Origin of the sequence: Motiliproteus sp. (assembly GCF_965230735.1) — a bacterium.
Taxonomy (GTDB): Bacteria; Pseudomonadota; Gammaproteobacteria; order Pseudomonadales; family Balneatricaceae; genus Motiliproteus.
Map to the genome: position 1 here is coordinate 2183643 of NZ_OZ246016.1, position 21691 is coordinate 2205333.

Annotated in this window: 19 protein-coding genes; 4 read left to right on the forward strand and 15 right to left on the reverse strand. The window is 58.6% G+C overall.

All coding sequences use genetic code 11. From position 1 onward, the window contains the following. Positions 1-80: 80 nt before the first annotated feature. Together ACO05M_RS10225 and ACO05M_RS10230 are read right to left on the reverse strand one after the other, a co-directional pair. Positions 81-2957, reverse strand: a complete 2877-nt coding sequence (locus ACO05M_RS10225) for a valine--tRNA ligase (RefSeq protein ID WP_421862090.1) — start codon at positions 2955-2957, stop codon at positions 81-83. A 228-nt stretch (positions 2958-3185) separates the two neighbouring features. Next, a complete protein-coding gene (locus tag ACO05M_RS10230) occupies positions 3186-3455 on the reverse strand; it encodes a hypothetical protein (protein ID WP_421862092.1) in 270 nt (89 codons plus the stop codon). 272 nt (positions 3456-3727) lie between these two features. On the opposite strand from ACO05M_RS10230, the gene ACO05M_RS10235 reads away from it, so the two are divergent. Then, positions 3728-4087: a DUF2750 domain-containing protein gene (locus tag ACO05M_RS10235; RefSeq protein ID WP_421862094.1), complete on the forward strand. Its 360-nt coding sequence runs from the start codon at positions 3728-3730 to the stop codon at positions 4085-4087. Between the two features lie 223 nt (positions 4088-4310). Further along, the gene (locus ACO05M_RS10240; protein WP_421862096.1) at positions 4311-4904 is read left to right on the forward strand and encodes a DUF938 domain-containing protein; all 594 of its coding nucleotides are present in this window, start codon (positions 4311-4313) and stop codon (positions 4902-4904) included. Positions 4905-4922: 18 nt separating this feature from the next. On the opposite strand, the gene ACO05M_RS10245 is transcribed toward ACO05M_RS10240, so the two are convergent. Beyond that, positions 4923-5372 carry a DNA polymerase III subunit chi gene (locus ACO05M_RS10245; RefSeq protein WP_421862098.1) on the reverse strand — a complete coding sequence of 150 codons (450 nt, stop codon included), beginning with the start codon at positions 5370-5372 and terminating at the stop codon, positions 4923-4925. Further along, the gene (locus tag ACO05M_RS10250) at positions 5359-6861 is read right to left on the reverse strand and encodes a leucyl aminopeptidase (protein ID WP_421862100.1); all 1503 of its coding nucleotides are present in this window, start codon (positions 6859-6861) and stop codon (positions 5359-5361) included. The genes ACO05M_RS10245 and ACO05M_RS10250 overlap by 14 nt, the downstream gene beginning before the upstream one ends. A 190-nt stretch (positions 6862-7051) precedes the next feature. Here ACO05M_RS10250 and lptF point away from each other — a divergent pair, with 190 nt between their 5' ends. Together lptF and lptG are read left to right on the forward strand one after the other, a co-directional pair. Then, positions 7052-8179: an LPS export ABC transporter permease LptF gene (gene lptF / locus ACO05M_RS10255; protein WP_421862102.1), complete on the forward strand. Its 1128-nt coding sequence runs from the start codon at positions 7052-7054 to the stop codon at positions 8177-8179. After that, the gene (gene lptG / locus ACO05M_RS10260) at positions 8176-9237 is read left to right on the forward strand and encodes an LPS export ABC transporter permease LptG (RefSeq protein WP_421862104.1); all 1062 of its coding nucleotides are present in this window, start codon (positions 8176-8178) and stop codon (positions 9235-9237) included. The genes lptF and lptG overlap by 4 nt, the downstream gene beginning before the upstream one ends. A 73-nt stretch (positions 9238-9310) precedes the next feature. Here lptG and ACO05M_RS10265 read toward each other — a convergent pair whose 3' ends face one another. The 11 genes from ACO05M_RS10265 to ACO05M_RS10315 all read right to left on the reverse strand — a co-directional run bounded on the left by ACO05M_RS10265 (position 9311) and on the right by ACO05M_RS10315 (position 21677). Next, positions 9311-9751: an RDD family protein gene (locus tag ACO05M_RS10265; protein WP_421862106.1), complete on the reverse strand. Its 441-nt coding sequence runs from the start codon at positions 9749-9751 to the stop codon at positions 9311-9313. 142 nt (positions 9752-9893) lie between these two features. Beyond that, entirely contained in the window at positions 9894-11123 is a 1230-nt protein-coding gene (locus ACO05M_RS10270; RefSeq protein WP_421862108.1) for a diguanylate cyclase domain-containing protein, read from the reverse strand. 171 nt (positions 11124-11294) lie between these two features. Next, the gene (locus ACO05M_RS10275; RefSeq protein ID WP_421862110.1) at positions 11295-12206 is read right to left on the reverse strand and encodes a hydroxymethylglutaryl-CoA lyase; all 912 of its coding nucleotides are present in this window, start codon (positions 12204-12206) and stop codon (positions 11295-11297) included. Between the two features lie 3 nt (positions 12207-12209). Further along, positions 12210-14198, reverse strand: coding sequence for an acetyl/propionyl/methylcrotonyl-CoA carboxylase subunit alpha (locus ACO05M_RS10280; RefSeq protein ID WP_421862112.1), 1989 nt, complete (start codon positions 14196-14198; stop codon positions 12210-12212). 12 nt (positions 14199-14210) lie between these two features. Further along, the gene (locus tag ACO05M_RS10285; protein ID WP_421862114.1) at positions 14211-14351 is read right to left on the reverse strand and encodes a hypothetical protein; all 141 of its coding nucleotides are present in this window, start codon (positions 14349-14351) and stop codon (positions 14211-14213) included. 12 nt (positions 14352-14363) lie between these two features. Beyond that, positions 14364-15155 carry an enoyl-CoA hydratase/isomerase family protein gene (locus ACO05M_RS10290; RefSeq protein WP_421862116.1) on the reverse strand — a complete coding sequence of 264 codons (792 nt, stop codon included), beginning with the start codon at positions 15153-15155 and terminating at the stop codon, positions 14364-14366. Positions 15156-15169: 14 nt separating this feature from the next. Continuing rightward, on the reverse strand, positions 15170-16777 hold the full coding sequence (locus ACO05M_RS10295; RefSeq protein WP_421862118.1) for a carboxyl transferase domain-containing protein: 1608 nt from the start codon (positions 16775-16777) through the stop codon (positions 15170-15172). Between the two features lie 266 nt (positions 16778-17043). Next, a complete protein-coding gene (locus tag ACO05M_RS10300) occupies positions 17044-17454 on the reverse strand; it encodes a MerR family transcriptional regulator (RefSeq protein WP_421862120.1) in 411 nt (136 codons plus the stop codon). An 84-nt stretch (positions 17455-17538) separates the two neighbouring features. Continuing rightward, a complete protein-coding gene (locus tag ACO05M_RS10305; protein ID WP_421862122.1) occupies positions 17539-18891 on the reverse strand; it encodes an HD-GYP domain-containing protein in 1353 nt (450 codons plus the stop codon). Positions 18892-19108: 217 nt separating this feature from the next. Continuing rightward, a complete protein-coding gene (locus ACO05M_RS10310) occupies positions 19109-20119 on the reverse strand; it encodes an AraC family transcriptional regulator (protein ID WP_421862124.1) in 1011 nt (336 codons plus the stop codon). 202 nt (positions 20120-20321) lie between these two features. Further along, positions 20322-21677, reverse strand: a complete 1356-nt coding sequence (locus ACO05M_RS10315) for a DUF1329 domain-containing protein (RefSeq protein WP_421862126.1) — start codon at positions 21675-21677, stop codon at positions 20322-20324. Positions 21678-21691 lie beyond the last annotated feature (14 nt).

Genomic DNA, 21691 nt, shown 5'->3' on the forward strand with positions numbered 1-21691 from the left:
TGAAAAAGCGATAGCCATTTCCAAACAAAAAGCGCCACCCGAAGGTGGCGTTTTCAATCAGACTAACTAACCAGCCCAAATCACAAAGCCGCAATTTTATCGTACTGCTCCTGCAGCTTCGCACTGGCCCCCTTAGCGTCTTCCAGTTTACCGCGCTCCTTAGCCACAACAGCCTCCGGCGCATTATCGACAAACTTGCTGTTACCCAGCTTGCCTTCGACCTGCTTGATCAGCTTACCGAGCTTATCCAGCTCCTTCTGCAGACGGGCCAGTTCGGCGTCTTTGTCGATCAGGCCGGCCATCGGCACCAGCACTTCCATCTCGCCAACCAGTTGGGTGGCGGCCAGCGGGGCTTCGCCTTCCAGCCATTGGGCGGAGGAGAGGTTGGCCAGCTTGGTCAGGAACTGGCGGTTGGCGTCCAGGCGGGCCTGGTCGTCGGCATTGGGGCCGTTGAATAGCACGTCGATATGCTTGGCCGGGGAGATGTTCATCTCGCCGCGGATGTTACGGATACCGACGATGGTGCCCTTGAGCCACTCGATGTCGGCTTCGGCCTGCTCGTCGATCTTGCTCAGATCGGCGATCGGGAAGGCCTGCTGCATGATGGTGTCACCGGACTCGCCCGCCAGCGGCGCCAGGCGCTGCCAGATCTCTTCGGTGATGTAGGGCATGAACGGATGGGCCAGACGCAGAGCCGCTTCCAGCACTCGAACCAGGGTGCGACGGGTGCCGCGCAGCTGGGCTTCGGTGGCGTTCTCGTCCCACAGCACTGGCTTGGACAGCTCCAGGTACCAGTCACAGTATTCGTTCCAGACGAACTCGAAGATCGCCTGGGAGGCGAGGTCGAAGCGGAAGTCGGCCATCGCCTTCTCGACCTGCTGCTCGGTGCGCTGCAGGCGCGAGATGATCCAGCGATCGGCCAGGCTCAGCTCCAGCTCACCGCCGTTCTGGCCACAGTCCAGCGCGCCGATGGCGTTGCCGTTGTCGTCCTGCTGCTCGGTGTTCATCAGCACGTAGCGGGCGGCGTTCCAGATCTTGTTGCAGAAGTTGCGGTAGCCTTCCATCCGACCCATGTCGAACTTGATGTCGCGGCCGGTAGAGGCCAGCGAGCAGAAGGTGAAGCGCAGCGCATCGGTGCCGTAGGAGGCGATCCCTTCCGGGAACTCCTTGCGGGTTTGCTTCTCGATCTTGGCGGCCAGCTGCGGCTGCATCATGTTGGCGGTCCGCTTGCTGACCAGTGATTCCAGGTCGATACCGTCGATCAGGTCGAGCGGGTCGAGCACGTTGCCCTTTGACTTGGACATCTTGTGACCGTGGGAGTCACGCACCAGGCCGTGGACGTAGACGTACTTGAACGGGACCTGCGGGGTCCCGTCGTCGTTCTTGATGAAGTGCAGCGTCATCATGATCATCCGGGCGACCCAGAAGAAGATGATGTCGAAACCGGTGACCAGCACGTCGGTGGAGTGGAAGTGCTTCAGCGCCTCGGTGTTCTCCGGCCAACCCAGGGTGGAGAAGGTCCACAGCGCCGAGCTGAACCAGGTGTCGAGTACGTCGTCGTCCTGACGCAGCACAATCTCATCACTAAGGTTGTTTTCGCGGCGAACTTCGGCCTCGTCACGACCGACGTAAACGTTGCCGGCGTCGTCGTACCAGGCCGGAATCCGGTGGCCCCACCACAGCTGGCGCGAGATACACCAGTCCTGGATGTCGCGCATCCAGGCGAAGTACATGTTTTCGTACTGCTTCGGCACGAACTGGATGTCGCCGTTCTCTACCGCCTCGATGGCGGGCTTGGCCAGCTCTTTGGCGCTGACGTACCACTGGTCGGTCAGCCAGGGTTCGATGACGGCGCCGGAACGGTCACCCTTGGGCACCTTGAGTGCGTGGTCGTCGACTTTCTCGAGCAGGCCGAGCTGATCGAATTCAGCCACGATCTGCTTACGGGCGACGAAACGATCCAGACCGGCGTAGCTCTGCGGAAGGCTGTCGTCGAGTTCGCTGTTGTGGGTACCGTCGATATTGAACACTTCGGCCTGGGCCAGCACGGCGGCGTCGCGGTCGAGCACGTTGATCAGCGGCAGGTTGTGACGCTTGCCGACTTCGTAGTCGTTGAAGTCGTGGGCCGGGGTGATCTTGACGCAGCCGGTGCCGAACTCGCGATCGACGTAGTCGTCGGCCACTATCGGGATGCGGCGGTTGACCAGCGGCAGGGTGACAAACTTGCCGATCAGGGCCTGGTAGCGCTCATCATCCGGGTGCACCGCCACGGCGGAGTCACCGAGCATGGTTTCCGGGCGGGTGGTGGCGACGATGATGTGGTCGGCGCCTTCGCTGGTGGTTTCACCATCGGCCAGCGGGTAACGGAAGTGCCACAGGTTGCCCTTCTCGTCGATGTTCTCGACTTCCAGGTCGGAGATCGCGGTGTGGAATTTCGGGTCCCAGTTAACCAGGCGCTTACCGCGGTAGATCAGGCCATCCTGATGCAGGCGCACGAACGCTTCCTTAACCGCTTCGCTCAGGCCATCGTCCATGGTGAAACGCTCGCGGGTCCAGTCGACCGAGGAACCCAGACGACGGATCTGGTTGGTGATGGTGCCACCGGACTCTTCCTTCCACTCCCAGATCTTGTCGATAAAGGCATCACGGCCCAGATCGTGGCGGCTGACGCCCTGGGCGCCCAGTTGACGCTCAACCACCATCTGGGTAGCGATACCGGCGTGGTCACAACCCGGCTGCCACAGGGTGTTGTGGCCTTTCATCCGGTGGTAACGGATCAGGCTGTCCATGATCGCGTTGTTGAAACCATGACCCATATGCAGGCTACCGGTCACATTCGGCGGCGGGATCATGATGCAGTAGGGATCACCGGAGCCGGATGGTTTGAAGTAGCCGTTCTGTTCCCATTTCTGGTACCAGCTGCGTTCGATCGCGTGGGGGTTGTAGGTCTTTTCCATGGCGGTCTTAATTTGGACTCGTAATAACGGTTAATACTCGGGTTGGCGGTTAGCCAAAATCTGAGCCTGGCCAGCGGGCATCGACTAGCCTCGCCGGCGGGCGAATCGGTCGATTATACACAGGCGCATAGTTAAGGGGGAGGGCGCAGGGACGGGGTGATTATGAGCAGCGTTGTAGCCGCTTTCACGACGCGCCCCCGGTCAGATCAGTTTGGATGCTGGCGAGGCTCAGTCGTCGGTCAAACCCTTGATAAAGGACTTGGTGCCTTCCCAGGCATCCTTACCGGCTTCGACGGTTTTTTCAGCGCCGACCTCGGCCAGGCAGGCGCCCCGTTTGGCGACGCATTTCGAGGTACAACCGGCCACGGCGGCATCGTCACCGAGATGCTTAACGTCGCAACTCTTTTCGCAGATCTGGTACTTGAAGCTGCAGTCGGCCTGGGCGGTAACGGAGAATAGGGCAGTAAAGAGTAGAGTGGTCAGTAGTTTAGCTTTCACGTTTGAGCCTTTTGCTGTTGCCGGGGATACGTTATTAGAGACGGGACCAACCGTAACCAGCGGCAGATTAAGCCAAGATGAACGGCATTATATCGCGCCGCCGCACAGGATAAAGCTATCCCGTGAAAGAGAAGGGGGCATCCGAGTGATTGGTCGCGCGGATTATCGATTGATCGAATTTTGATCCCATCAATAGAAATCGGTTGGGCTTGGGCGCAGAGGGCGCTATGATGCGCCTCCATTCGATTAACAGCTCCAACAGTGGTGATCCCATGAGCCAGCTTGGCAACGATCCGCAACAGAACTACCGTCTTTTCCTCGAAACCATTCAGCAGACCGGCAAGGTCTGGGGTGTGACCAACGACGACGGTTGGATCGTTTGTGACTCGGAAGAGTTCGAGGACACTGATGTAATCCCTTTCTGGTCCGACAAGGCGGATGCCCAGGCACAATGCTGCGACGAGTGGGCCAAGTTTGAACCCCAGTCGATCGATCTGGTCAGCTTTGTTGAACGCTGGCTGCCGGGCATGGCCGAAGATGGGGTACTGCTGGGCCCGAACTGGAACAGCGACATGACCGGGCTGGAGATTGAACCGGCCGAACTGGCCGACGAGCTGCTCGACGAGGAGTGATCGAGGAGGCGTAATCAACAACGTATGACTCGCGTCGCTAGCCATAAGCCGAAGCAACCGCTTCGGCTTTTTTGTGTCTGGAAACTGGGTTGATGTTTTGGCGTTATCGCCATGGCTGCGACTAAGCTGATCAGTGATCAGGGCGAATTACCGAGTTTGGTAAGGATTTAGACAACAACGTTAGGTCTAGGTAACAACGTCAGATAACGGGGGAGGGAGATCGATGGGCAGCTATTCGGAGGCCTGCGAGCGCAACAAGGGCGTGATTCTGGAACTGCTGCTGGAGCAGTTTGCCGATCGGCGCCGGGTGCTGGAGATCGGCTCGGGTACCGGCCAGCACGCGGCCTATTTCAGTCGATCGCTTCCCTGGTTGGAGTGGTTGCCGACCGATCATCCCGGTCAACTGGTCGATCTCAAAGAAAATCTGGGCAGCCAGCCGGCGGAAAATCTGGCTCTGCCCCGGCCGCTGGATGTGGCCTGGCAGGATTGGGCGATCGATCCGGTCGATGCCGTCTTCACCGCCAATACCCTCCACATCATTTCTTGGGGGCAGGTTGAGCGATTATTTGCCGGTGTCGGTCGGGTTCTGGATGAGGGCGGCAAGCTGGCGGTCTATGGCCCGTTTCGCTACCAGGATGACTACACCAGCGCCAGTAATGCCGAGTTCGATCAGTGGTTGAGACAGCGGGACCCGGCCAGCGGGATTCGGGACTTTGAAGCGGTCGACCGGTTGGCCGAGGCGCAGGGGCTACAGCTGGTATTGGATCAATCGATGCCGGCGAATAACCAACTGCTGCTGTGGCAGCGAGGGGGCTGAACCCGGTTTACTGCGGATTCAGCCTTTGCGGCGCATGTCGTTCATATGGATCTCGTAGCCCTGGCCCTGATAACGACGGTAGTTGGCCCGGGTGGCCTCGAGGATCTCGGTTTGCTGAACCACGATCTCGATGGTGCGGTTGAACTCCAACGCCAACTCATCGATCTCCAGCGCCAGATTGACGAACACTTCGCGGTGGTCCGGTTTGCTGTCACCGTAGCCGATCTCGATCGGTGAGTTGAGACCGGCCGCCAACAGGCTATGGGGCAGGAAGGCCTCCGGCTGGTAATCCCACAACCACTCGTCAAGCTGACGGGCTTGGGTTTCGTCATCGGTCCGAATGTAGATCCGGTGGCCCAGGGCCACCACCTTCTCCAACACCTTGCAGAGAAAGCGGCGACGGGCGTCCGGATCTTCGGTCGGCAGGACGTAGAAGTCGCTGCGTTTGTTTGACTCAGCTGTTGTCATCGTCACCGTCGGCGCGATCGATCAGGTATTGAGTCAGCAGCGGTACACAGCGACCGGTGGCCCCTTTCTGCTTGCCGCTGACCCAGGCTGTGCCGGCGATATCCAGATGCGCCCAGGCGAAATCCTTGGTGAAGCGCGACAGGAAGCAGGCGGCGGTGATGGTGCCGGCCGGACGACCGCCGATGTTGGCAATATCAGCGAAGTTGGAGTCCAGCTGCTCCTGATAGTCGTCCCACAGCGGCAGACGCCAGGCTTTATCGTTGGTGTATTGACCCGCTCCCAGCAGTTGCTCGGCCAGTTGGTCGTTGTTGGACAGCAGGCCGCTGGCCTTGTGGCCCAAGGCGATGATGCAGGCACCGGTCAGGGTTGCGATGTCGATCACGCTGACCGGTTGGAACCGCTCGGCATAGGTCAGCGCATCGCAAAGAACCAGTCGACCTTCGGCGTCGGTGTTGAGGATTTCGACGGTCTGACCGGACAGGGTGGTAACGATATCGCCGGGCTTGGTGGCGACGCCGCTGGGCATGTTTTCGGCGGCGGCGATCACGGCAACGACATTCAGCTCCAGCCCCAGCTCGGCCACAGCAGTCATGGTACCCATGACACTGGCGGCGCCGCACATGTCGTACTTCATCTCATCCATCGCCTCGCCCGGCTTCAGGCTGATGCCGCCGGAGTCGAAGGTAATGCCCTTGCCGACCAGTACGTGGGGGCGGTCGTTCTCGCCAGCGCCGCGGTACTGCAGCACGATCAGTTTGGCCGGTTGCTCCGAGCCGGCTGATACCGACAGCAGTGAGCCCATGCCCAGGGTGCGCATTTCGGCCTCTTCCAGCACTTCCAGGCTCAGGCTGTCGTACTCGTCGGCCAGCTCCTGGGCCTGGGCGGCCAGGTAGGTGGGGGTGCAGATATTGCCGGGCAGGTTACCCAGATCGCGCGCGGTGCTGACGCCGTTGGCGATCGCGGAGGCTTCGATGATGGCGACCTCACCGGTTTCAACGTCGGCTTCCTCGAGCAGAATCTCAACATTGTCCAACGCTGGGGCATCGCCTTTTTTGCTCTTGAGCTGATCAAACTGGTACAGCCCCGCGCTGAACTGCTCAACCAGGGTGCGGGTTCGCCAGTAGCAATCGCGGCTTGGGATGGCACTGTCGTCCAGTGCGATGGCGACTTCGCTGATATTGATCGACTTCAGGCTGGAGAGGGCGCCGGACAGGACCTTGGTGAAGCTGCGGTCGTTGCGCTCGCTCTCTTTTCCCATGCCCAGCAGCAGCACACGGCGTGCTTTGATGCCGTCGAACTTCTGCAGCAGCAGGCTGTCTCCCGCTTTACCGCGAATGTCGCCGGCGGAAACGATATCGCTGAGGTAGCCGTTACTGGCTTCGTCCAGCTGACGGGCCGCGCTGGAGAGTTCGCCCTCTTCACCGACAGCAACAACGAGGCAGGGGGTTTCCAGCTCGGTCAGGCTGGCACTGGAGATCTGAAATTGCATAGAGGCTCCACAAGACAATGTTGGGGGATTGAGAGATAATGCCCGCCGCTCTGGCGGATGTTGCTTCTCCCATAGATGGGCGAGAGTGTACGTTATATTTGCAGCTTTTGCAGAGTGGGATTAATAGAGTTGTGCCGGCGGTGAAGCGTCATCATCACCGTGGGCGGGGCGTTGGAGAGCCTGTTACCCGGTGATTATTTTTCGTTACTTGAGCCGCGAAGTCCTGGTCAGCATGACCGCCGTAACCGGTGTGCTGCTGATGATCATCATGAGCGGTCGTTTTATCAAATACCTGGCCTCGGCCGCGGATGGTCGAATCTCGGCCGATGTGCTGTTGCTGTTGATCAGCTACCGGATTCCCGGTTTCCTCGAGCTGATTCTGCCGCTGGGGCTGTTTCTGGGGATCTTACTGTCCTACGGACGACTCTATCTGGAAAACGAGATCGGAACCCTGACCGCTGCCGGAGTCAGTGATCGTCGCCTGCAATGGCTGACGATGGGGCCGGCGCTGATGGTCGCCCTGCTGGTTGGGGTACTGAGTTTTCTGGTGACGCCCTGGGGTGCGGCCCAGGTCAAAACCATCCTGCACAAACAGGAATCGATGACCGAATTCGATGCGCTGGCCGAGGGCCGGTTCCAGAAACTGCCGAGCCGGCAGCGGGTCTCCTACGTGGAGGAGCTGGTGAATAACCGCACCGAACTGCGGTCGGTCTTTCTGTCCGAACAGGTCGGCACTCGCCAGGAACCGCGTCTGGGAATCATGGTGGCCGAAAGCGGCCGCCAGTATCTGGATGCCGAGACCCGTAGTCGCTTTTTGCTGCTGAGTAACGGTTACCGTTACGAAGGCGTACCGGGAGAAGCGGACTTCAGGATCTACAAATTTGATGAATATGGGATTCAGCTGAAGCAGTCGCCGCTTCGACGTCAGGTGTCCGAGATCGAGGTGCTGCCCACCGCCGAACTGCTACGCAATGATGGCTTCCAGTATCGGGCCCAACTGCACTGGCGCGCCTCGTTGCCGGTGCTCTGCCTGATGGTCACATTGCTGGCGGTGCCGTTGAGCAAGGTTAATCCGCGCCAGGGCCGTTACGCCCGGTTATTGCCGTCGATCCTGCTGTACCTGACCTACCTGACGCTACTGACCACGGCTCGCAGCGGGATGGACGAAGGGGAACCCTTGGCGGTATTGAAATTCTGGGCGGTTCACGGACTGTTTGGGCTGATCGCGCTGAATCTGCATGTCTCCAATGGTTTCTGGGGACGGCTATGGGGCCGAATCTGGCATAGCCTGCCGTTACCGGCCAAGGAGGCACGATGAAACGCCTCAATCGCTATATCGGACAAACCGTCCTTTTCTCCTGCCTGGTGGTGCTGCTGGCGATCATAGGTCTGGATGTGCTGTTCGCCTTTGTGGATGAGCTTAAGGACCTGAACCAGCACTACACTCTGGATGTGGCGGTACGCTATGTGCTGCTGTCGATTCCCGGTAGTGTGTACGAGTTTATTCCGTTGGCCAGCCTGGTGGGTTGCCTGATCGGCCTGGGAATGCTGGCCAGCAGCTCGGAGCTGACGGTGATGCGGGCTGCCGGGGTGAGCAAATTCCGAATCGTGCTATCGGTCAGTCGCCCGGTGCTGCTGTTGGTGATTGTGGCCGGTCTGATCGGTGAGTTTGTGGTGCCGGTGACCGGTCAGCAGGCCACGGTCGAGAAAGCCAAGGCCCATAGTGGAGGTCGTGCCGTCGGGACCCAATACGGGGTCTGGCACCGTGAAGGCAACTGGGTAATGCACTTCAATGCGATCGAGCGAAATGGCCTGGTTCATGGCCTCACCCTGTACGAGTTCAATAATCAGCGCGAGTTGCTGACCGCCAGTTTTGTCAAAGAGGCCGAATACGAGCAGGGTGTCTGGAAACTGCAGCAGATGCGGACCACCCACTTTGACGGCGATCAGACCCGTATCGTGGTGAAGCCCGAAGAGCACTGGAAGTCGGATTTGAAGCCGGAATTTCTGGAGTTGTTGTCGTTGGCTCCTGAGGATATGTCGGTCTACAACCTGCGTGGTTTTATCGCTTACATGAACTCCCAGGGGATCAACGCCGCCCCGCACCAGTTGGCGTTCTGGAGCAAGCTGATGCAGCCGCTGGCGATCTTCTCGCTGGTGCTGATCGCAGTCTCTTTCGTATTTGGTTCACTGCGCTCGGTGACCATGGGGCAGCGGGTGTTGGTGGGCATTCTGGTGGGGCTGGTGTTCAAATTCAGCCAGGACCTGCTGGGTCCGGCCAGTACTGTGTATGGTTTTCCGCCGGTGATTGCGGTGCTGACGCCGATCGGCGCCTGTATTCTGGCCGGGTTCTGGATGTTGCGGCGGGGCGGTTAATCTGCGGCAACCTGTTCGTATGCATGCAAAAAGAGCCCGGTTAGGGCTCTTTTTCGTTTGGAGTCGCAGATTTTTAGTTCTTCTTTTTCACCTTGGGTAACTGAACCACCCGTGACTCCGAGTAGCGGTCATGCCAGGTCAGTCCCTGCTTATCGAATAGCATCCACCAGTAACCCGCGCCCAGACAGAGTAGCGACAGCCCGGCGCTGAAGAAGCGGATCAACGCCTGCAGACCGCTGATCGCCTGTCCTTCCGGGGTTTGAATTCGAATCCGCCAGGCCAGCATGCCTAACGTCTGACCGCTGCGGGTCCAGAAAATCATAAAGAAAAGAAAGGTGACCAGAAACAATGCGCTGTTGAACAGCGGGCCCTTCACCGCCTCACCGTTGTTCAGGGCAACCCCGATAGCACCGACCACCATCCAGAGTGCGGCCAGCAGCAGAGAATCGTATAGCATTGCCCCCAGGCGCTTGATCAGGGAGGCGTTGGGCAGGTTGGAATCGTTGCGGGTCATGGGGTCTGAGTCGGCTCGTCGGTGAACAAAGCCGCTATTCTAGCTCGATTTTTTGCCGAAGGCTTCGAGGTCGATCAACAACTTCAACCGAGGCTGTTCCTTCAACGGCAAATCGGCCGTTGTTGGTGGTAAAGGTGCTGCCTTAATTGAGCAGGGCGATACGGTTTTTCCCGGCCAGCTTGGCTTGGTACATGGCGTTGTCGGCGCTTTTGAGCAGCGTCTTGGGACAGTCGCCATGGCAGGGGTAGCGGGCGACGCCGGCACTGGCGCTGACCTTGAGCGTCCGGCCGTGGTACTCAAGAGGGTGACGGCAGAGCATGACCAGTTGCTCCGCCACCTCACGGGCGCTCTGGGGCGGTAGCTCGTTTTCGAACAGGATCGCAAACTCGTCACCACCGATGCGGGCGATCAGGTCCGATTCACGGAAGTAGTGTTTTACCTGAGCAGCGATGCTCGACAGCAGTTCATCACCGGCATCGTGACCGTGGTTATCATTGATCGACTTGAAGCCATCCAGATCGAAATAGATCAGCGTCAGTTGGTCATCTTTGCGCTTGGCTCGGCGCATCGCGCGCTCAAGCTCGGCATTGAAGTAGTTGCGGTTGTAGAGACCGGTCAAGAAGTCGTGGTTGGCCGCATAGATCCAGCGCTCTTCATCGAGTTTTCGCTTGGTGGATTCGCGGGTCACCCCTTCGACCCCGATGAAATTGCCGTCGTCGTCGGTACGTGCATAGAGATGGCTGAAAACCCAGACCAGGTGGCCGCTCTTATGCCGCAGCGCCGAATCGACCTGGATCGGTTTGCCGTGATTGGCGGCCAGTTTCTGCATCACATGGTCACGGTCTTCCGGGTGATAGTAGTAGTCGGCTAACTTGGTACCGATCGCTTCGGCCGGTGTATAGCCCAGTAGTCGGCTACTGGACGGCGACAGCATGGTGATGATGCCGTTGGCATCGGTCCGATAGAAGGTATCGGGTAGGTTCTCGATAATCTGGCGGAATTCGCGTTCGGAGCGTTTGATCTTTTTGGTCAGTTTTCTGCGCAGGCGCAGATCGTGAACCGAGGCGATAAACAGATGGCCCAACTGATCGTGAAAACGGTGGTTGAGCACCGTTGCCACCGGGATTGGGCCGCCTGTCTTGGGGATCAGATCGAACTGGATTTCGCGGTTTTGATTGCGACCACGCTGCTGGGCCAGCGCCATCAAATGCGGGTCTTCATCCGGATCCACCAGCAGGTTGAAATCCCGTTCCAACAGCTCGTCGAGGCCGTAACCGGCCAGCTTAACGGCCGACCGATTGGCATAGATTATTTTTCGCTCTTTAACAGCGAAAACGGCATCTCTCTGGCTATCCAGGATCAGCCCCAGCATCTCTTCGGTTTCGATAGCGACATCCCTATGCCTGATTTGGACACTGTTGCACGGAGGCCTTTAGCCACCGGCGGACCGTAATCCAGCATAGTGTATCGGGGTATCATTTAGCCAGTCATTGCGTTGATATCCCCGATTCCTGCGACTGATCCTGCCGTGCACGCCAGGGGGTTAACCCAGTGCGCGCGCCACCTTGGAGCGGGTTTCGCGTCCCAGCTGCTCCATGATGTAGTTCCCGGCGCTGATCAGCTTGGGCAGATCGATTCCGGTTTCGATTCCCATCCCGTGCAGCATATAGACCACGTCTTCGGTGGCGACATTGCCCGATGCACCCTTGGCGTAGGGACAGCCGCCCAGACCGGCCACCGAGCTGTCGATCACGGCCAGCCCTTCCTCCAGTACCGCCAGCAGGTTGGGAAGCGCCTGGCCGTAGGTGTCATGGAAGTGGGCCGCCAGTTGCGGCATCGGAATTCTGCCGGAAACGGCTTCGAGCATCCGTTTGGCTTTGAGTGGTGTGCCGACACCGATGGTGTCACCCAGCGAGATCTCATAGCAGCCCATCTGGAACATGGTTTCGGCCACGTCGGCGACCTTCTGCGGAGCGATCTCCCCCTCATAAGGGCAGCCCATCACCGTCGAGACATAACCTCGAACCCGAACATCGGCGGCCTTGGCCCGCTCCATCACGGCTTCAAACCGGTTCAGGCTTTCTGCCACCGAGCAGTTGATGTTCTTCTGCGAGAAACTCTCGGAGGCGGCGCCAAAGATCGCCACCTCTTTGACGCCGGCTTCCAGTGCGCTTTCCAGCCCTTTCAGGTTTGGGGTCAGCGCGGCGTAGGTGACCCCCGGTTTGGGCTCGATGCCGCCGATCACCTCGGCCGCATCACCCATCTGAGGGACCCACTTGGGCGACACGAAACTGGCGGCTTCGATGTAGCTCAGACCGGCCTGTTCCAGCCGCCGGATCAGTTCCAGCTTGACGCCGGTGGCGACGATATCACCCGGCTCGTTCTGCAGCCCGTCACGGGCGCCGACCTCGACGATCTTTACCCGTTGTGGAAGCGCTGATTGTTGGACCGACATGGCTTACTCCTCCCCGCTGGCTTCAAGCCCGAGCAGTTCGGCGCCTTCGTCGACCAGATCGCCGGCTGCGAAGTAGACTTCGCTGACGGTGCCGTCGAAGGGGGCGCTGATGGTTTGCTCCATCTTCATCGCCTCGATGACGATCAAACCTTCGCCGGCTTCAACCTGATCACCGGCCTGTTTCAGTACCGCAACCACGGTACCGGTCATCGGTGCTGCCAGTGAACCGGCCTGTTCACCTTCGGCATCGCCATGGATTTCCACATGGCGCTGACATTCGAACTGACAGCCGTCGTGGAACAGGGTGATGTCGGCCTCTTTCTGGAATACCGAAACCGAGAAACGGTGACCGTTGAGGGTGGCGCTGAGCTGGTCGCCGCTCAGTTGGCCTTTGACCTGGAACTCGGAGTTATCCACCCGGATCAGGAAGTCCTGATCCCGTTCCAGCACGCTGACGGCATGGTTGTTGTCCCCATGCGTCAGCTCGTACGGTTGGGCGTACCGGCTGTTCAACCGCAGGCTGTTGAGGCGGTTGAACGGTGAGGTCGGATCATCCTGATTGGCCGAGCTGGCCTTGCGGGCCAGGGTCAGGTAGCAGGCGGCCAGCGCGATATAGCGCTGCTCGTCGATCTCGTCGTTGCTGAACAGTTGATCGTGGTGACGTTCGATAAAGCCGGTATCGACATCGAAGCGACGGAAGCTTTCGCTACCGGCCAGTTTCGACAGGAAGCCCAGGTTGGTCTTCAGACCGCAGATACGGTAGTCCTCCAGCGCCTGCTGCATCCGGGTCAGCGCCAGCTCGCGGCTTTCGTCCCAGACGATCAGCTTGGCAATCATCGGATCGTAATAATGGCTGACGGTATCGCCTTCGATGACGCCGGTATCGACCCGGACATATTTGCTTTCCACCGGGGTGCGTAGGTAATCCAGGGTGCCGGTGGCCGGAGTGAAGTCGGCATCCGGATCCTCGGCATAGACACGGACTTCCAATGAGTGGCCGTGCAGGCTGATATCGGACTGCGCCAGCGGCAACGGTTGACCGGCGGCGACGCGCAGTTGCCATTCGACCAGATCCTGACGGGTCACCAGTTCGGTGACCGGGTGTTCGACCTGCAGTCGGGTGTTCATCTCCATGAAGTAGTAGCTGCCGTCCTCGTCGTAGAGGAATTCGACCGTACCGGCGCCGACATAGTCGATCGCCTTGGCAGCCTGGACGGCGGACTCACCCATCGCCTTGCGGATCTCGTCGGAGATGTTCGGTGCCGGCGCTTCTTCGATCACCTTCTGGTGTCGACGCTGGACCGAGCAGTCGCGATCGCCCAGATAAACACCATTGCCGTGACGGTCACAGAATACCTGGAGCTCAACGTGGCGGGGCTTGGTCAGGTACTTTTCAACCAGTAGATCGCCGTTGTTGAAGCTGCTTTCACCTTCACGCTTGGCGGCATCGAAGGCCTCGTCGAACTCGGACTCCTGCCAGACCACCCGCATGCCTTTACCGCCGCCGCCGGCGACGGCTTTCAGCAGTACCGGGTAGCCGCAGCGGGCCGCTTCGGCCTTGATCAACTCGCGGCTCTGATCATCACCGTGATAACCGGGTACCAGTGGAACCCCGGCGTTTTCCATGATCGTCTTGGCGGCACTCTTGGACCCCATCGCTTCGATGGCGCCAACCGGCGGGCCGATAAATGCCAGACCATTCTCCGCCAGGGCTTTAGCGAACTCGGCGTTCTCGGACAGGAAACCGTAACCGGGGTGAACGGCTTGGGCCCCTGAGATTTTGGCGGCTTCGATGATCTTGTCGATCCGCAGGTAGCTGTCGCGGCTGGGTGCCGGGCCGAGCAGGAAGGCTTCGTCGGCCAGCGCCACGTGACGGGCATTGCGATCGGCCTCGGAGTAGACCGCGACACACTTTACGCCCATCTTATGGGCGGTTTCGATAATCCGGCAGGCGATCTCGCCACGGTTGGCAATCAAAATTTTGGTAAACATAGGGAGCTCCGGTTACGCCTGTTCGCTGATTTGAAAATGATCGCCTGACTGAGCGTTGCTCAGGTTGCGATTTGACTTCACGCCTTCGGCGCTCGTCGCTGCGCCGCGCTGCGGCTGGTCACCACTATTTGCCATCAGAATATTGGTAAGCATATCGAAGCCCTTTCAATCCTGAATCCAGTTCGGTTTGCGCTTGTTGAGGAAAGAGTTCAGTCCTTCCTGACCCTCTTCGCTGACACGAATATCGGCGATTCGCCGGGCGGTATCTTCGATCACGTCACTGCTGATCGGTTTCTGGCTGACGGCGAAGATCAACGCCTTGGCGGCGCCAATCCCCTGCGGGCTGTTGCCCAAGAGTTTGGCAACCAGCTCCTCTTTGGCGCCGTCGAGGTCGGCGTTGTCGGCAACCAGCTCGTGCACCAGGCCCCATTGTTGGGCCTGGGCGCTGCTGAAGGCCTCGGCGGTCAGCATGTAGCGGCGTGATTGGCGCTCACCAATGGCCTGATTCACATAGGGGCTGATCACGGCCGGGATCAGGCCGATACGAACTTCGGACAGGCAGAATTTGCTGGCTTCGGTGGCGATAACGATATCGCAACAGGCGGCCAGTCCGACGGCACCACCGAAGGCGGCACCCTGGACCAGGGCGATGGTGGGCTTGGGCAGGAAGTTCAGCAGTTCCATCAGTTTTGCCAGCCCACGGGCGTCTTCGAGGTTTTCCTGATGGCTGTTTTGGGCCATCCGGCGCATCCAGTTCAGGTCGGCGCCAGCGGAGAAGTTCTTGCCTTCAGAGCGCAAAACCAACACGCGCACGGCGTTATCGTTGGCAGCAAGCTCGAGCTTTTCGATCAACGCATTGATGATCGCGTCGTCGAAGGCGTTATGGACGTCGGGACGGTTCAGCGTCAGGGTCGCAACCCCTCGGCTATCCACGTTATAGAGTACGGTTTCGCTCATCTCTGATTCCTCCCTTACATCCGGAACACGCCGAACTTGGTCTCCTCGACCTCTTTATTCAGCGCTGCGGCCAGGCCCATGCCGATCACATCGCGGGTCTGGACCGGATCGATCACGCCGTCGTCCCAGAGTCGGGCGGAGGCGTAGAACGGATGACCCTGCTTCTCGTACATATCCTTGACCGGCTGCTTGAAGCTTTCCTCTTCTTCGCTGGACCAGCTGCCGCCGGTACGCTCGATGCCGTCCCGCTTAACCTGGGCCAGTACCCCGGCGGCCTGTTCGCCGCCCATCACCGAGATACGGGCGTTGGGCCACATCCACAGGAAGTTGGGGTCGTAGGCGCGGCCACACATGCCGTAGTTGCCGGCGCCGAAGCTGCCGCCGATCAGCACGGTCAGTTTCGGCACCTGGGCGCAGGAAACCGCGGTGACCATCTTGGCACCGTGCTTGGCGATCCCTTCGGCCTCGTACTTCTGGCCGACCATAAAGCCGGTGATGTTCTGCAGGAACAGCAGCGGGATCTTGCGCTGACAGCAGAGTTCGATGAAGTGGGCGCCTTTTTGGGCCGATTCGGAGTAGAGCACACCGTTGTTGGCGATAATTCCGACCGGGTAGCCGTGGACACGGGCAAAGCCGGTGACTAGGGTCGAGCCGTAGAGCTTTTTAAACTCGTCGAAATCGGAGTCGTCGACGATACGGGCGATCACCTCGCGCACGTCGAACGGCTTCTTCAGATCGGTACCGACAATGCCGTAAAGCTCTTCGGCGCCAAAGCGCGGCGGTAGTGAAGGCTTCACATCGAGGTTGATGTTCTTGCGGCGGTTCAGGCGCGACACTGCCTGTCGGGCCAGCTCCAGCGCGTGCTGATCGTTCTGGGCATAGTGATCGGCGACACCGGAGGTGCGGCAGTGGACGTCAGCGCCACCCAGGTCTTCGGCGGACACCTCTTCGCCGGTGGCAGCCTTCACCAGCGGCGGGCCAGCCAGGAAGATGGTGCCTTGCTCTTTGACGATGATCGACTCATCGGCCATTGCCGGTACGTAGGCGCCACCGGCGGTACAGAGCCCCATGACCACGGCGATCTGCGGAATCCCCTTGGCCGACATGTTGGCCTGGTTGTAGAAGATTCGACCGAAGTGTTCGCGATCAGGGAAGACTTCATCCTGGCGGGGCAGGTTGGCGCCGCCTGAATCGACCAGGTAGATACAGGGCAGGTGGTTCTTTTCAGCGATCGCCTGGGCGCGCAGGTGTTTTTTCACCGTCAGTGGGAAGTAGGTGCCACCCTTAACGGTGGCATCATTGGCGACGATCATGCATTCCTGGCCGCTGACCCGGCCGATACCGGTAATGATACCGGCGGCCGGTACCTCTTCTTCATAGACGTCGGTGGCGGCCAGCTGGGACAGCTCCATAAAGGGGGAGCCTTCATCCAGCAGTCGGTTGATCCGTTCGCGCGGTAGCAGCTTGCCCCGGGACGTATGACGTTCCTGGTATTTGGCACCGCCACCTTGGGCGATGGTTTCGACTTTATCTCTGAGTTCCTGTACCGCTTCGTGCATCTGCTCCTGCTTCTGCTGGTACTCGGCACTGCGGGGATTGATCTTCGATTCAAGGATGGCCATAGCGGGGTTCCTGTTGCGTCTTATAGCTCTCGGTCGGACCGGTTATTATCAACATACGGCAGCGTACAGTAAGTTAACGTAAACGTAAACTTATAAATTAGGCTAACCATTAACCGGTTTGTCGCCTGTGCTGAGTATAGTTGGGGATGCTGGCCGAGATGGGGTGGTAGCTTGGCCACGGCCAAGTTGTCAGTCGAGGGTTGAACCACGTCTTACGCTGTAAGGGGAAGGCTCCGGTGGTCGTTATCGGGTGGGTGGTAAGTGGATCAGTCGAAATCGGGGTTTGAATCTGAGGCCTGATGGAGGTCATCCAGTGCTCGGCGGCAGCGTTCTTCGGTGGTTTCAAGTTCCATGCGGATCATGGCGATATCACGTATCTGCTGCTCGAGGGCCTGTTTTTTGGTCGCTATGATGCTGAGCATCCGGTTCAGTTGGATCTCTGAACTGTCGGGGCTGGTATCGTAAATGGTGATGATTTCGCGAATCTCGGCCAGTGAAAACCCGAGTCGCTTACCCCGCATGATCAATTTCAGACGAACGCGGTCCCCTTTGGAATAGATCCGGGTCTGGCCGCGTCGAGTCGGCGCTAAAAGGCCCTGGTCCTCGTAGAAGCGGATGCTGCGGGTGGTGATCTCAAAATCTCGGGAGAGATCGCTGATCGAATAGGTTTTGTCCATAGCGTTGAATTCAGCCGGGTATGAAGCTATCCAACTCTATCGATTGTTTACGTTAACGTAAACATAAAATTGATTGGACGGAAACTAATCTTGATCCGCTTGCTGGCGGTAGCTATCAAAACCCCGCTCAAGCCCCTTCTGTAGCTGTTGGCGGTACTGTTCCAGTTCGCCGCGTTCAGAGAGCGTCTTGGCTGCCTCGCATTGGAGCAGACTGTCGAGGTTCCACCCCAGTCTTTTCAACAGCCAAAGCAATTCGTACTGCATCGCATCGGTCTCTTTGAGGCAGTCGTAATTATCCGGGTCGCTCGGGTCCATGTCGGCCATCAACCAGTCCTTGAGTTGGGAATCTGCGATTCCGGAGGTACTCAGCACCTGATTGATCGCCCCCATCATGGTGGCCAGTTTACTGCCTTCGTTGAAGTCCAGCTGGCTGATTTTCTCAACCAGCGGGGTCAGGGGGGTGAGTAGCTCGGACAGATGCTGGTTGACGTTTCTGACCCGCTCCAGGTTTACCGGTTGCAGGGAGGCCGCTTCGTCATCGCTGCGGGTACCTGCTCTGGAGAGTACCCGCATCAGCGCAGCATGGATCTCGGCGTTAAAGCTGCTGTGGTGAACTTTGACGTAAGGCAAGGCGTCGTGCACTGCCTTGTCGGAGTTGTTGAGCTCGTTACTGCACAGGTTGTAGAGCATATCCGCACTGGCAACAATCTGGCCCAGCTTGTTGAGCTTGTCCGGGGATTTACGGCTGGGATAGCCGGTTTGATCCAGTCGCTCGTGGTGCTCAAGAATTCCCTGGCCGATCGAGGGGTGAAGACCCAAGCCCTCCACGCAGCGCTGCCCGATTACCACATGGCTCTGCAGCGCTCGCCAATCGTCATTTTCAAGCGGTGCTTGGGTTTGAAGTTTCGGCGCAAGATAGAGCATGCCTACATCGTGCAGGAGTCCGCACACGTACGCCTTGCGACAGGCCTCGGAGGACAGTTTCATCTCCCGAGCGATCAGGGTACAAGCCCAGCCGCAAAAAAGGCTGTGTTGAAACAGCGACGGTAGTTGCTGCTTCATGATGGTCAGCTTCTGCCGCAGGGGCAGCGGTAAGTCTTCGGTCAGACAGAAGTGTCGGAAGGGGTCTTCAAAACGGTTGTTCTGATGCAGTCGCTTAAGTTCAGGGTCCTGATCAAGCAAGGACTGCGTCTGCTGAAACAGCTCGAGATCGGTCAGGGTCTGTTCGAGTTCGATCTGTTGGTCAAGGTCCTTCTCCAACCGGTGCTGCTGCAGTTGGCGTTGTGCCTGAGGATTGATCCGGCTGCCCTTGGAAACCAGCAACACGCCAAACTGGTTATAGATATCTTCGCTGGCGATAACCTGTTGGGTTTCGTTAACTTCGGTCAGGTGCTGGAGAAACTGTGCGCTTGCTGCACCGGCCTTTACTTCGGTCATGGTCGGTCCCTTCGTCCCTGTTCTGCTCTCATCCTAGGAGGCGAATCGGGAAAGAGCAATAAGCCGGTCGGGGAATAGGGCTAATGGACTAGGAAACCTACGATACGTCCTTGGGGTTGCTGGTGTTCAGCTTCGTCGACAATCGGGGTTTGGTTTTGAAGCGAGGTCTCGGCGTGAGAAAAGCTGCATCCTCTGGGCAGTGCAGCTGGGACGGCAGTTAGAGTGCCTGCTCACGGAAATCGACCGGGGTCTTGCCGGTCCAGCGTTTGAAGGCGCGGGAGAAGTTGCTGATATGGGCAAATCCCAAGCGGTAGCTGATTTCACCGATGGGGACATGCTGCTGGCGGGCATATTGAATCGCCATCTCTTTGCGAATGTCGTCCAGCAGCTGCTTATAGCAGGTGCCGTGGTCCTTGAGTTTACGCTGCAGCGTACGGCAGCTGACCATGACTTCGGATGCGACCAGCTCCATGCTGGGTTCTCCGTGTGGCAGCATCTCCACCAGCTTGTTGGAGACCTGGTTGACGATATCCTGTCGGTCGAACCGGGCAATATATTCCTTGCACAGCTGTTCGTTTTGATGCGCCAGCTCCGGGTTGGCGGTCGGCAGCGGCATGTCCGCGAGCTCTCGTTCGATATAGAGGGCTGTGCGGTCGCTTTCCCACTCGATCGGACATTTGAAAAAGCGATTGAAACTTTCAATTCCCTGCTCCGGGCGACTGCGGGTCAGGCGGACGTGATGCAGTCTGAAGCGTCCCGGCATCAGGTGGCGAGCGGTTTGTACACAACAGGACAGAATCGCTTCGAAATGGGGAGAGGTGAGACGGGAAAGGTAGTTCGGGTACGCCATCACCTGCACACCCACCGTGTCCCGATCTTCCACGATCTCGCCATAGGTGCAGGTGGTCAGCACTTTGAAGTAACGGCACATGCGGGTTTGAGCTTCGCGAAGATCCCGTGAAGCCCAGTTGGCGAATCCGAGTGCATGCAACGACGTGGGGCGTACAAAGCGACCGACGGTCAGACCGAAAGCCTGATCCCGGGTGGTTCTGATGCCCAGATCCAGCAGGGTGATGGTCTTGTGGCTGGGAAAGCGGGCGTTGGGGTCTTTGATGGCATCGATATCGATACCAGCTTCGCGAAACAGGGGGGCAGGATCAACCTGATAGGACTCGAGTGCACGCTGGATGGCCAGGGCCCAGCCGGAGATTGTGGTTGCCTCCTGCATCAAAGATCTCCTATTCGCGAATTGGTTGAACGGTAAGATTCCAAACGCTGAAATCTGTGAAAGGCTCAACTTATAGCAACAATCTGTGCAGATTCTAGAACAGAAACGCTCAATTTTATTAACAAAAAAACCCGCCTGCTGAACAGGCGGGTTTTGATAAGGCCCTGCTTAAAAGTTGCCGCCAGCCTGAGCCGGTCAGCGGTTATCGCTTGGCGGCTCGGCGAAGCGCGGAAGGGGTGAAGTCGCGGTGCTTGGCTTTATGGTCAAAGTTCAAGCCCTTCTCTTCGTTGGTCAGGCCCAGTGCCAGGTAACGACCGGACTGCAGATCATGGATGATCTCGGCAGCATTCCAGGGCACTTTGGCCTCGGTGTACTGGATCTCATGGCCTTCAGAAACTCGCCACAGCTCACCGCGACCGTCGTAGTGGTCCGCCACAGCGATGCCCCAGGTATCCTCGTCGATGTAGAACACCCGCTTGCCGTAGATGTGACGCTCTCCTTCACTCAGGTTGGCTTCCACGACCCAGACGCGGTGTTTCTCGTAGCGGGTAAACTCCGGGTTGACATGACCGGCCATCAGAATGTCGTCGTACTTCAGGCTCTTATCAGCCAGTTTGAACGAGTTGTACGGGATCAGTAGCTCTTTCTTACCGACCAGCTTCCAGTCGTACTTATCGATGGCACCGTTGAACATATCGAAGTTGTCTGAGGTCCGCAGACCGTCAGAGGCTGTACCCGGGCCGTCGTAGGCGATCTGCGGGGCTCGTCGAACACGGCGCTGGCCAGCATTGTAGATCCAGGCAAGGCGCGGCTGCTTAATCTGGTCCAGGGTTTCATGCACCAGAAGTACGGTACCGGTCAGACGGGCCGGGGCCTTGATCACCTGCTTGAAATAGAACAGTACATTGGCGTCTTTTTCCGGGTCGTAGCCGTCGGCGATATGCCAGGGGAACACAAACTCATCGGCCAGTTTGACCGCGGTGTAGTCCCCGTTGCGTTGAACTGCCGCTTGCATCAGGTCTCGCTTCACCGAACCGCCGCGATAACGCAGCAGGTGGTTCCAAACAATCTCTTCGGCATTTTGCGGAATCGCAAAGGGAACCGACTCGTCATAGTCGAAAGCGACCTGTTCACGAATCACCGCTTTGGTGGCGTTATTCTTGGCCTTTTCGTAGATCACCTCAGGGTAGGCGGCGGTACGACGAGTCTGATACACCGGCATCTGATAGGTGTCCGGATAACGTTCAAACAGGGCAATCTGCCCGGGAGTCAACAGGTCCTTGTACTGTTCCTTGTTGGCATTGGTGATGACGTAGAGTGGTTTCTCATCGGCAAAGGGGTTATCGCCCTGGGTTACCGATTCCGTCATACCGCCATCCCAGGCCGGGATAGAACCGTCGGCGTTGCCGGCTTTTTCGGCGCCTATCGGGGTCAGATCTGCACCCAGCCGGGCAGCTTCTTCGGCGCTGACCGCCGCCATCGCGTTGCCGCCAGCCATGGCGAGTGTCGCTACTATGGCCGTGGCCAGTTTACGCATTTGAAATACTTGCTTGTTCATTCGTCAAATTCCTC